At 42.8% G+C, this 11,425-nt stretch carries 11 protein-coding genes and 1 pseudogene; 2 read left to right on the forward strand and 10 right to left on the reverse strand.

The genetic code is table 11. The annotated features are described in order from the left end of the window. Positions 1 to 511: 511 nt before the first annotated feature. Entirely contained in the window at positions 512 to 1,465 is a 954-nt protein-coding gene (locus tag VZ94_RS20630) for a hypothetical protein (protein ID WP_052700791.1), read from the forward strand. 240 nt (positions 1,466 to 1,705) lie between these two features. Here VZ94_RS20630 and VZ94_RS29855 read toward each other — a convergent pair whose 3' ends face one another. From VZ94_RS29855 to VZ94_RS20645, 4 genes and pseudogenes are all read right to left on the reverse strand, one after another. Further along, a complete protein-coding gene (locus tag VZ94_RS29855; RefSeq protein ID WP_239650123.1) occupies positions 1,706 to 2,539 on the reverse strand; it encodes a DUF4129 domain-containing transglutaminase family protein in 834 nt (277 codons plus the stop codon). Between the two features lie 241 nt (positions 2,540 to 2,780). Then, a pseudogene (locus tag VZ94_RS29860) lies at positions 2,781 to 3,722 on the reverse strand (TgpA N-terminal domain-containing protein); the annotation flags it as partial. Next, entirely contained in the window at positions 3,695 to 4,669 is a 975-nt protein-coding gene (locus VZ94_RS20640; RefSeq protein ID WP_239650124.1) for a DUF58 domain-containing protein, read from the reverse strand. The pseudogene VZ94_RS29860 and the gene VZ94_RS20640, both read right to left, overlap by 28 nt. A 36-nt stretch (positions 4,670 to 4,705) precedes the next feature. Beyond that, positions 4,706 to 5,611 (reverse strand): AAA family ATPase, encoded by a 906-nt coding sequence (locus tag VZ94_RS20645; protein ID WP_045780680.1) that lies wholly within the window; start codon positions 5,609 to 5,611, stop codon positions 4,706 to 4,708. Positions 5,612 to 5,803: 192 nt separating this feature from the next. Between VZ94_RS20645 and VZ94_RS26250 the strand changes: the two genes are divergently transcribed. Beyond that, positions 5,804 to 5,974, forward strand: a complete 171-nt coding sequence (locus VZ94_RS26250; RefSeq protein WP_157844999.1) for a hypothetical protein — start codon at positions 5,804 to 5,806, stop codon at positions 5,972 to 5,974. Positions 5,975 to 5,989: 15 nt separating this feature from the next. Here the strand turns inward: VZ94_RS26250 and VZ94_RS26255 are convergent, their stop codons facing one another. Genes VZ94_RS26255 through VZ94_RS20665 form a run of 6 tightly spaced genes read right to left on the reverse strand, consistent with a single transcriptional unit; the run spans position 5,990 to position 11,044 of the window. Next, on the reverse strand, positions 5,990 to 7,126 hold the full coding sequence (locus VZ94_RS26255) for a TonB-dependent receptor plug domain-containing protein (RefSeq protein WP_052700792.1): 1,137 nt from the start codon (positions 7,124 to 7,126) through the stop codon (positions 5,990 to 5,992). Positions 7,127 to 7,133: 7 nt separating this feature from the next. Further along, positions 7,134 to 7,385, reverse strand: a complete 252-nt coding sequence (locus tag VZ94_RS26260; protein ID WP_052700793.1) for a hypothetical protein — start codon at positions 7,383 to 7,385, stop codon at positions 7,134 to 7,136. Beyond that, positions 7,354 to 8,133 (reverse strand): TonB-dependent receptor plug domain-containing protein, encoded by a 780-nt coding sequence (locus VZ94_RS31230; protein ID WP_052700794.1) that lies wholly within the window; start codon positions 8,131 to 8,133, stop codon positions 7,354 to 7,356. Before VZ94_RS31230 ends, VZ94_RS26260 begins: the two co-directional genes overlap by 32 nt. A gap of 2 nt (positions 8,134 to 8,135) precedes the next feature. Continuing rightward, positions 8,136 to 10,088, reverse strand: coding sequence for an EAL domain-containing protein (locus tag VZ94_RS23845; RefSeq protein WP_239650125.1), 1,953 nt, complete (start codon positions 10,086 to 10,088; stop codon positions 8,136 to 8,138). Further along, positions 10,060 to 10,533, reverse strand: a complete 474-nt coding sequence (locus VZ94_RS29875; protein WP_045780681.1) for a CHASE sensor domain-containing protein — start codon at positions 10,531 to 10,533, stop codon at positions 10,060 to 10,062. The genes VZ94_RS23845 and VZ94_RS29875 overlap by 29 nt, the downstream gene beginning before the upstream one ends. Next, a complete protein-coding gene (locus VZ94_RS20665; protein WP_052700795.1) occupies positions 10,526 to 11,044 on the reverse strand; it encodes a YfiR family protein in 519 nt (172 codons plus the stop codon). The genes VZ94_RS29875 and VZ94_RS20665 overlap by 8 nt, the downstream gene beginning before the upstream one ends. Positions 11,045 to 11,425 lie beyond the last annotated feature (381 nt).

Genomic DNA, 11,425 nt, shown 5'->3' on the forward strand with positions numbered 1-11,425 from the left:
GTTAAAGGTGGTCGCCTGTATTCTTGATAAAGTGTATGCAACAGGCAGAAAAGTAGCGGTAGGATTTAAAGAATCTATGCGCATCGTTTTTGATAAGCACCTTAGGCAGTGGAACTATACCGCCGTCCCTGAAAAGACGGCTCTGGCAATTGACTAAGTTATTTTATGCATATTCCTTAAGCTTTTTTAACAACTGGCTAAAACCATTTGACTCCAGAGCGAATGTTAAAATAAATATGGATTTGTATTTATGAAAATGCTTAACCGATGTGCATATATCACAAGCGTTTGATTTTGGTTTAGCTATTATCCTTTAGCGCTTGTCTTGCTTACCTATCAAAATCCGCTGAGAATTCGATTTAACATAACTTTTCAAATTATTTTCTTACACACTACACACCAAAATAATTCAGAAAACTAAAACCTACTCTATGGCTATTACAAACATAGATTGGTAAAACAGGCAATGATAATCGCTAGTCAAACTAACTTTTTTTGGAGGCAACGTGTTATGAAAATCGCTTATAAACTGTTACTAACTTGTTTTATCAGTTTTAACCTAGCTTCGGCTTGGGCAAAAGATACCGACTTAGGGCTTAATGCCGATTTAAAGGGCAATCGCTTATTTCCTGCTAATAACCCTTGGAACCAAGCAATCGATACCAAACCAGTAGATCCCAATTCTACTAATTTAATTAATCACCTGGGAACAGATACCGAACTACACCCCGATTTCGGCGCGAATGCGTATTGGGATGATGGTAAACCCTTTGGCATTCCGTATCTCGTTGTCACGGGGACTGAGCCTAAAGTGCCTATGCGTTTCCGCTACGACGATGAAAGCGATCCAGGCCCTTATCCATTTCCAGCCGATGCGCCGATTGAAGGTGGAGCTAATTCAAAAGGCGATAGACATGTGTTGGTATTGGATAAAGACCGTTGGAAACTTTATGAAACGTGGAGCTCTTATCCTAAAACCGATGGCAGTTGGGATGCGGGTTCAGGTGCCGTGTTCAATTTAAAATCCAATAAATTAAGACCTGCAGGCTGGACTTCAGCCGATGCGGCGGGCCTTCCCATCTTGCCGGGTTTAGTGCGTTATGATGAGGTGTATATTCAGCACGCCATTAACCATGCGATTCGGTTTACTGTAGAAGACACGCGTAGAGCCTATATTTACCCGGCACGGCATTTTGCCAGTGACATTACCTCAAAGAACGCTTTGCCTATGGGCGCTAGACTGAGACTAAAAGCCGACTACGACATAAGCGGTTTTGAAGAACCGGCGCAGGTTATTTTACGAGCGTTAAAAAAATACGGCATGATTGTCGCTGATAATGGCGGTAATTTATTCATCTCAGGAACAGCCGATGAGCGCTGGGATGACGATTTATTAAACACATTAAAACAAGTCAAAAATACCGATTTTGAAGTCGTCAAAATGGGTAAACTGACTACGCAATAACGCGGCACAATCCAACGATATACTTTTAATACTGCCGGCTTAAGATTAATAAGCTTTTTATTCAATGAGTTATACTTAAGCAGGCAGTAGATATACTTTAAACGGTTAAGCTTTCGGGTTTTTCAGCTCGCTGTAGGGTACGTTACGCGTACCTTTTTATTGGTTTTATTACGATTTTTTAATGGTACGCACAGCGTACCCTACTCAAAAAACCGAAAAATTTGACCGTTCAGAGTCTATTTATCCATTAGCCGAACCGCTTTTTACTTTGACGCTACGTGGAGAAAACACGTTGATTTTCTTGGTTAAAAGTATCCAATCCTGCGTTGATGGTTGTTTTCCATAGCGCAGTTTTAAATATAGCGCGGTAATTTGCTGTATCGCCTCTGTGTGTTCCGGTAACTGTTGCTTAGCCCGTTCCGCAAAACTTAATTCACCTTCTGCTGGATTTCTGTGCAAGCCGCATTTAGCTAATTTTTGACAATAACGCTGGTAGGCTATCAGTAATCGGTCTGGTTTGGCGCGTTGTTGTCGTAATAGCAGCCAGCTTAATAAGCAAGTCAGCACAAATAAACTGACCAGCAAGCCATATAACATGGTTTTTAAATCAAAAATGCCTAGCGAGGCTAAAAATTGTGCTTGATTTTTCGTATTGTAGTTAATCACCCAACGCTGCCAGTTGTAATCAACATGACTCCAAAGTTGCGAGGCTTGCTTCAACCATTGGTAAGCACCTGAATGAGCATCGCTATCGTTACTAAAACGAATGACGCCACCGGGAACTAATTCTGCTAAATCCAGGTTTTTTTCTACCCGTTCTGGGGCAACCGCCGCCGTGGGGTCAACTCTTACCCAGCCTTGCTGAGCTAACCACACTTCTGCCCACGCATGGGCATCCGCTTCGCGTATTTCAAGAAAATCGCCTACTTTATTATATTCGCCGCCTTGATAACCGGTAACAACACGCGCCGGAATGTCGGCCACACGCATTAAATAAACGAACGCCGCTGAATAATGACTGCAAAAACCGTAGCGCGTAGTAAATAAAAACGTTTCTATAGGATTTTCTTCCATTAACGGTGGCGTTAACGTGTAATGAAAATCTTCGGTACGAAAAATGTTGTAGTAGGTTATTGATAAAGACGTGTGGCGGTTTTGAAAAACCTTGTAGTTGTTTAACAAAATCGGTGATTTTTTGCGACGGTTCAGCAGGTAATTGTGTGTTAACACTGCGCTCGGCCTCGGATAGCGCGCCAGTATTATAATGTGTATAAGAAGTCAGTTTGTATTCTGAGCGCTTATCCGGATTATCCATGCTTAATACTTGATAATACGCATTTTGGAATAAAGGCTTAGGCAATTGGCTGGGCAAGTCCAGCGCATACAGCCAATTTTTATCGCGTGGCTCCATTAACAACGTGTATTCATAAGAATGCCCGGAAAAACTGGGTTTTGCGAGTTGTTGTTCAAAACTGCGGCTGTTCGCTTTACTCCAACGCTTGCCATCGGTAAAAGCGAACACCGGCCCTCGCCAATAGCGTTGTGCGGGCGTAGGCATTGACGCGCTGAATTTGGCACGAAACACTAATTTATCTGACATGCCTAAATCGCTGATAGAACCTGGCTCCATCGTATCGCTTAAGCCTGACCTGACATGGCTTTTGTCGTTTAACAACATCCAACGCGGGGCTTCTACGCGCGGAAATAAGATAAATAACGCAATAGCCATTGGTAACGCTTGCACAACAATCACACTGGAGGTTTTTAACGCCGCCCACGGTTTAGGCGCTAACCGATTAATACACACTAATGCGGCCAATAAACTTGCGCTTACCGCAACGATATACACCGCCATGAATACGTTTTGTTCGTATAAAAATTGTGATGTGGCGACGATAAACGCTAGAAAACACACTAGATATAAGTCGCGCTCGCTGTTGATTTCCAACAGCTTAAGCCCCAACGCTAATACAAATAATCGCGTTCCACCATCACGACCAAACAGACTATGGTGTTGTAGGTATAACAACACCATGGCACCTAGGGTTAGTAACAGTAATAAGGCTTTGTTCGGCAGCTTTTCGGGTTTAAATACGCCGACAAAGCGCCAAGCCAATAAGGCATAAAAATAGCTGATAATCGCTACCGGCAAATGGGCATAATGCGGTAAACACATTAAGCCTATCGCGCTAAGCAAAAACAGCATAACAGGGCGAGAGACATGCATAGTTAAAACAAGGCCAGTGCTTCTAAACATTGCTCAGTGTGGCTATGACCAGAACTGACTGTTATCCTTAGGTTTGGTAGTATCAAACCATAACTAAGCCCCGCTTGTTCAGCATCAATAAGCCAGCGGCATAATTGACTTAAACGCTGTTCGACATCCCCACCTGTCGTCGCTTGATACGACAACCACAATTCTCGCGCATTACCACCTGCGTATTGTTTACTAAAAACGCCTAAGCCTTTGGCATAGCTTTGCCAGTGAATATGTTTAACAGAATCACCGGGTTGGTAACTGGCTAAACCATAAAAATCATCAGCACCTAACTGGCTATAACCTTGCTCAGCCGTTAAACCGGCAGATTCTGGAAAAGGCGTTGATTGCGATGCCGGTTTAGGGTACACCAACACTTTTAGCTCAAAACGTAGCGGTGACCACGCACGGAATAACCCCAAAGGATACGTTGTTGCAACAGTGATTTTATTAGCATAACACCAGCCACGCCGCGTAGTCTTGACAGCCAGCGCCACTGAACCGTTAGAAAAAGGGGCTAGCTCGACGGATTGTTGGTCTGCCATACTCACCTGAAAAAATCTGGGCGTTGGGGTAGGATTTTGCAACACCAAGACAAAACTAGCGGTTTCACCGGCAAAAACCGGCACGACCGACCCAGGTTTAACAATTATCCCGGCTAGCGTTTTAAAGCTATGCAAAATAGTGATAAAAAATACACTGGCTAATAAAAACGCTAAAAAATAAGCCAAGTTGTTGTTATAGACAAACGCTATTAACAACTGAACCACTAAAATAATAACAAACCCTAAACCACGTGTAGTCGGTAAGATATAAATGCGTTGATGCGTTAAGCGTACAGGCGCTAACCCGGCTTGCTCACCGATAAAAAAGCGATGGTTTTTAATCTTTTGTTTAAGTTGGCTAAACATTAATTGCCGTAAGGTGTGCTGTGCGCACCTTTTCATTGATTTTTACAGTTATAAAGGTGTGCACAACACACCCTACCCAAAAATAGGCACTTTAAGCAATGGCGCAAGCACTGCTTCGTTACTCGCATGACCGACGCGCAAACGATGACCGACAACGGCGGCAAGTACTGCTTGCATATCTTCGGGTAATACTGCATCACGGTTAGCCATAAACGCCCAGGCTTTAGCTGCGCGCAATAACGCCAACCCACCTCTGGGCGAAAGTCCGTACTGAAATTCAGGCGATTCGCGTGTGCATCGAATCAATGCTTGGCAATAATCCAGTAATGCCGGTGACGCGTGTACTTCGGTAATTGCGGCTTGAATTTGCGTCAGTTGTTCAGGCGGTAAAACAACAGGTAACTGCTCAATAAGCTTACTGCGATTTTCCCCCGATAATAATTCGCGCTCAGCCTTAGCATCGGGATAACCGAGTTCTATGCGCATTAGGAATCGGTCTAACTGTGATTCGGGTAATGGAAACGTGCCAATTTGATGCGCGGGATTTTGTGTCGCAATGACAAAGAACGGCTGAGGTAGCTCATAAGTATGCCCATCGACCGTCACTTGGAATTCTTCCATCGCTTCTAATAACGCGCTTTGTGCTTTAGGTGTAGCGCGATTAATTTCATCGCCTAACACGATTTGATTAAACACAGGACCAGGATGGAATTTAAAGATGGCGTTTTTCGCATCAAACACCGATGCACCTAGAATATCAGCCGGTAAAATGTCGCTAGTGAATTGTATGCGTTGATAATGCAGACCTAACAATTTAGCGAGAGTATGTGCTAACGTGGTTTTGCCGACACCTGGAATATCTTCGATTAATAAGTGCCCTTTGGCTAATAAACAACATAAAGCTAGTCGGATTTTATGGTCTTTGCCTAAGATGATTTGATTGGCGTGCGTTAGTAATTGCTGAATTGCATTTTGCATGAGTAGTGATTACGATGACTAAAAAAGAATCCAAGCAAGCTTGGTAGGTCGGGTTACAAAGCAGGTTTAGCGCTAAAGTATAGAGTAGCAAGGGGCGTTCGACACCATACAACCTATGAACCAGTCCATAGAATAGTATTTAATTTTTCCCCGCTCAAAGGCTTCCCAGCCGTATTAAGCCAGAGGTTTACTATGCAAGATTTGGAATCGGTCAAAAAAATAATCAGTGAAATGTTGCTTGAACTCAACGATAACTTAGCCGGTATTGATGACAGTTTAAATTCTGTCCTTACCGAGCAATCAACCTGCATCAATACCGCAGCAAAAGAAGTCGAAGAGCAGTTAGGCGATTTTCAAGAATAATCATGCAGCGCATGATTAAAAATCGACAGAGGCTTCGAAATAAAAGCTTCTTCCTGTTAGCAATAAATTTTCCGGATACCGTGTTGCAGCAGGCTCTAAGCCTCTGACATTAAAGGCATTACGCAAAGAGGCGGAAAGATTGAGATGGTTAAATAGCTTTTTACCGCGTAAGGTTAAATCAACTGTCGTGTAATCAGGCAACGGTCTTAGGTCATTTGCAGCACGGTTTCTACCACCTACCCAGTTAAGCTGTGGTTGTATTTGCCACTGCGGTAAAAAACGCCACGTCGATGCGACAAAAACATGATGTTCAGGGACTCCGTTTATTGATATATCGGTATCGGAATTCACTGCATCTTGCCACGCGTAGTTACCGCGTAAAGACCAGCCATCATTAAGCTGCCAATCCCACTCAAATTCAGTGCCATGCCCGCGTTGGCTGCCATTGTTTTGAAACGTGCTAGTAATACCATTACTGTCGGCTACGGCACTGATTAAGTTATTAATTTCGTAATAATACACATTAATCGCGGTGCGTAATGACGGCATAGGACGATAATCCATCACCCATTCAACGGTATTAATCGTTTCAGGACTTAGATTTTTATTACCCAGTAAAGAAGGATTATTTTGATTAAACTGTTCAGAAAAACTAGGTGCTCTAAAGGCACGACCATAAAGCAGTTTACTGGTTAACGATGACGAAATATCCCACACTAACGCGACTCTAGGATTAACCGTACCGCCAAAATCTGAGTAATCATCGTAACGCACACCCGTGGTTAACTGCCAACCCTTAGCAATATTCCATTCATCTTGCGCGACCAATGACCAGATGGTTCTGGAGCTGTACGGCAAATAAACATATTGGGTATTAGTGACATCGGTGACGTCACCATTGACAACACCTTCAGAGCCGTCTATCACGCCAGTGCCAAAGTTTTTACGCTCGCTAGTGGTGATTTCTTCATAACGAAAACTCGAACTAAATTTAAGCAAATGTTGGTCAAATGCTTTATAAAGCAAACCTAATTCTATTGACGGTACGCGTTCAACCCGACCTACATTGGCTTTAACACCGTCAGGAAAACTGACGAGTGGATTTGTACTTAAGGGTGATTTGATATTGCCATCAGCGCCGATTCGTAACAATGTGTTATTAGGGAAAAAGGTTTAAATCAGCTAAAAAATTTGTGTATAAATAACTCGCATGAGCCGTCAATTCAATGTCTTCAAACCAATCTTCACTAGAGAAGCGGACATCGCCTAAAAACTGCTCAGTATTGGCATTGCCATTAGGGTCTAATGCCCCTGCCGTACCCGCTCGCGAGCCTGATTCAGCACCGAACCCCCAAAGATGCATATCCCAATGCTTGCGCTTAAGGTCGAAATGGCCATTTAACGTTTTCATATTGAAAATTTAACGCCCCCGGTGCTAACGAGGCTTGTGTACCCAAAATCTTATCAAACCCTGTTTGCGCATCGGCATGTAAAATCCGGCCATCATCACCATCGGTAGCTTGATGCTGCAAGCTAGCCGATATATCCCACCCCGCCCACTGTAAGCTTTGTTGCCCCCATTCGCTATGCGTACCCCAGTGGCCGCCGCGTGCCCCGACTTTACTGCCATTAATATCGCTAGCCGTTTTAGTAATGATGTTAACAACACCGGCAAAAGCATCGGCACCGTATAAAGCAGAACCTGGCCCCCGTATCACTTCGATTCTAGTAATAGCTTCCAACGGCAATTCAACGCCTGTGGTCAAGGTGCCTCTAAACGGCGTCGTTATCCGGGTGCCATTGAGTAACATTAATACTTGTGAGTTGGCGGTATTGCGAATGCCTCGAAAGCTGTAGTTATAATCATTAGAAGACTCTTGCAAGCTAGCATGTACACCAGGCACCGTTTCCAGCACTTCATGCAATTCTGTTGCACCCATGGCTTTAATCTGCTCAGCAGTAATCACGCTGGTCACGGCAGCCGATTGGAACACCGGTTTTGGCGTGCCTGTAGCAATTGTTACCGGCATAGCGGCTAATTCAGCCGGAGAAAGTGAAAAATAATCATCAATCTCAGCCCGTGCGACGACGATACTGGCTGCGCTACAGCAACACATCAGCGCGGTACTGAGGATAGATTTGGAATGCTTTGTTTTCATGTTCATGCTGCCGCAAAAGGCTTGCTAATTTTTAACTCTTCTAATGGCACAGGTTTGCCAATACCATACCCTTGTGCATAATCGACGCCTAATTCGGACAATAAATCAAAGATGGGTTTATTCTCGACAAACTCCGCAATCGTCAGTTTGCCCATAATATGCCCGACTTCGTTAATCGACTTCACCATTGCGAGGTCAACTTTATCATCTAAAATGTCTTTAACAAACAAGCCATCAATTTTTAAAAAATCGACTGGTAAATTCTTTAAATAAGCAAACGACGACAAGCCGCTACCGAAGTCATCTAGGGAGAATAAACAGTTTTTTTCTCTCAATTTATTAATGAAATCAGTAGCATTTGATAAGTTAGAAATCGCCGCAGTCTCGGTAATTTCAAAACAAATTTTATGGGTGGGAATTTGCCATTGCGTCAATTGCTCGGAAATAAATGCCAACATAGACTCATCCGTTAGCGATAAGCCTGACAAATTAATCGAACACAAAGCGAGTTTCTCTAAAAACTCAGGCCTGTTCGCAATCCATTCAAACAAGTTGCGTATCACCCATTTATCTACCGCAGGTGCTAAATTGTAACGCTCAGCAGCGGGCAAAAATGCGCCGGGTGGAATCGTGTTACCTTGTTCATCACGGTAACGAATCAATACTTCAAAATGTAAGCCTTCCTCAATATCTGTTATAGAAACAATGGGTTGTCCGTACAAGCAAAAGTGATTATTTTCAAGCGCGTGCTGAATTTTGGCGACCCATTGCATTTCACCATGACGTATCGCGAGTTCTTTATCATCGGGTCTAAACACATGGACGCGGTTGCGCCCTTTATCTTTCGCCGCGTAACAGGCAGCGTCGGCTTCTTTTAATAAGTTCACGGCGTTGCTAGACGTATCATTAATCGATGATACGCCTATACTGACACCAATCGTGAAGCGTCTGTCATCCCAGGCAAAATGAAAGTCGCGGATAGCATTGCGTATATGCTCACATGCCGTATAAGCTTCTGCCATTGAGCAATCATACATCAGTACGCCAAACTCATCGCCGCCTAAACGCGCAACAAAATCATGGCGTCGCACTTGTTTTCTAAGAATATCGCCTAATTGGCGTAATAATTCATCACCGGCTAAATGGCCGCTGGTATCATTAACCACTTTAAATTGGTCAAGATCTAAATAACATAACACATGCTCGGTATTCTCAGCATGTGCGCTACGAATGGCCTCGGCAATCGCCCTATCAAATTCGGCTCGATTAGCCAGTCCTGTTAAGGCATCGTGGCTAGCTTGATAAGCAATTTGCGCCGTTAGATTATGGGTTTCTGTGACGTCTTCGCACACTAAAAGCAAGCTGTGTTGCCCATCGATGCTTTCAATAAACCTTGCGGTTGCTCTTACCCAAATAATCTCTTTGGCAATGCAAATCTGTCTGAATTCTTGTTTTTGAACTTGATTAGGATTGAGTAAGCAGCGCGCGATTAAATCCTGAGCAATAGTCAAATCAGAGGAGTAGACAAAATCGAAAATTGAGCGATTTTGCAGAACGTCAATGGCTAAACCTAAATAATTAGCCCCGGTTAAATTAACCGATAGAATAAGACCGCTTTCCTTAAGATTAAACACCATAGTGGGATTATCATTGTATAGCGCTAAATAACGGTCTTTAGCTTTAGTCAGTTCTTGGTTTTGTATATCGACCGTCATAATCAAATCGTTAAACGTATCGACTAATAAGCCTGTTTCATCGTTATGAATTTTTTTTGCCCGTAACGAATAGTTTTTACTTTGACTAATTGCCTTTACTGTCGCGACTAATTGGGTGATGGGATGAGAAATCAGCTTAATTAACGGTGTAGATATAATGAATGTTAAAACCGAAACAGCTAGTAATATTAAATACAATAAGCCGGTAAATTTAACTTTTTTCCCAATAGGCTTTGGCAAAATCAGCATAAATTAAAACCGTCCCTAGATTTTCGCCTTTGTCGACAATAGGCACCACGACGTATAAATCACGGCTGACAAAATGTGTGTGTTCCTGACTTACCGCGATGGGGCATTGCCAAGCGTCTTGTTCATTTTTTAATAAGCGAGAAAACTGAACGCCTTTTGCATCATACAAACACGCAGCTTGCACAGTAGGCTGCATGTTTAACACAGAGAGGTTTTCCTCGGCTAATTTAGTATCTTGGAACATCACAGCCGCGATACTTCGATTACCAATTAGCGTTGCTAGCGTGGTTAACTCATCTTGCGCTTTGCGTTGAAAATCATTAATTTCCAACACCACCAAAATCATACCCGCAACAATTAACGAAGAAATATTGGGAAATAAAACCGTTAACAACAGTTTTTTATGAATAGATAAGTTGCGAACGTAGTTAATCATGGCCGTTTCCATTAATAAGTTCTGAAACTTCTAGTAACTTGGCACTGATTTCTAAGTCGCTACTTTTTATCGCTTGCAAGTTAATCCGTAATTTAATACGTCCCTCTTTCTTAATAAAGCTCACCATGCCACCTAAACTTGCAAAGTCTTGTGTATCACTCACCGTTAAAACAGCTTTTTTGATAATAGGAAGTTCTTTTAAATGACCAAAGAACACAATTTGACAGTCTAAAGACTTATCATAATGCTCTGCCCTGACTAGCTTTATTGGCCTATCCATAGCAGTACGCTGTTCAATAGGGTCAATAATCGACCCAAAGGGGTCTTTACCAATAATACAAATATTAAATGTAGGGTTACGCTCCTCCGGCCACGTAATAAACTTAGTAAAATTGTATAAATAACCTGCCTTGATTTTATATTCGACTGAAGCATCTTCGGCGCATAATACCGGTGCAAACAGTAAATAGCCTAAGCCAAACAAATTTAAAGTTAATTTTGTCAGATTCATTATGCACTCACTGACGTAGAATCAATATCACTTATCATGTGTTACCGGTGTTAAGCCCGCTTAAAAACATAGTTTAGTTATACTCTGAACGGTCATATTCGGTATCTTGTGTTGCCGTGCGCTATGCGCACCTTTTTCATTGATTTTTATGATAACTTAATAAAGGTGCGCACAGCGCACCCTACCTAAAAACCGAAAACTTAACCGTTTAAAGTATAAACACAGAAAACTGCTCCTGCGTTTTCTGCATTCACCACATCCGTGTGGCTTACAGAAAACTGCTTCTCGGCAATAGCTCCTGCATTGCTCTACCTCCTGCATCCGTGCAGTCGTGCGTTTTCTGCATTCACCACATCCGTGTGGCTTACAGAAAACTGCTCC

The organism is Methylocucumis oryzae (assembly GCF_000963695.1).
Classification (GTDB): domain Bacteria; phylum Pseudomonadota; class Gammaproteobacteria; order Methylococcales; family Methylomonadaceae; genus Methylovulum; species Methylovulum oryzae.

What these genes read in the sequence shown, in the direction of transcription:
- VZ94_RS20665 (WP_052700795.1), bottom strand. Translation starts at nt 11,044, where the DNA reads ATGAATCTGACAAAATTAACTTTAAATTTGTTTGGCTTAGGCTATTTA.
- VZ94_RS20630 (WP_052700791.1), top strand. Translation starts at nt 512, where the DNA reads ATGAAAATCGCTTATAAACTGTTACTAACTTGTTTTATCAGTTTTAAC.
- VZ94_RS20645 (WP_045780680.1), bottom strand. Translation starts at nt 5,611, where the DNA reads ATGCAAAATGCAATTCAGCAATTACTAACGCACGCCAATCAAATCATC.
- VZ94_RS31230 (WP_052700794.1), bottom strand. Translation starts at nt 8,133, where the DNA reads ATGAAAACAAAGCATTCCAAATCTATCCTCAGTACCGCGCTGATGTGT.
- VZ94_RS29855 (WP_239650123.1), bottom strand. Translation starts at nt 2,539, where the DNA reads ATGGAAGAAAATCCTATAGAAACGTTTTTATTTACTACGCGCTACGGT.
- VZ94_RS26250 (WP_157844999.1), top strand. Translation starts at nt 5,804, where the DNA reads ATGCAAGATTTGGAATCGGTCAAAAAAATAATCAGTGAAATGTTGCTT.
- VZ94_RS26260 (WP_052700793.1), bottom strand. Translation starts at nt 7,385, where the DNA reads ATGAAAACGTTAAATGGCCATTTCGACCTTAAGCGCAAGCATTGGGAT.
- VZ94_RS29875 (WP_045780681.1), bottom strand. Translation starts at nt 10,533, where the DNA reads ATGATTAACTACGTTCGCAACTTATCTATTCATAAAAAACTGTTGTTA.
- VZ94_RS20640 (WP_239650124.1), bottom strand. Translation starts at nt 4,669, where the DNA reads ATGAAAAGGTGCGCACAGCACACCTTACGGCAATTAATGTTTAGCCAA.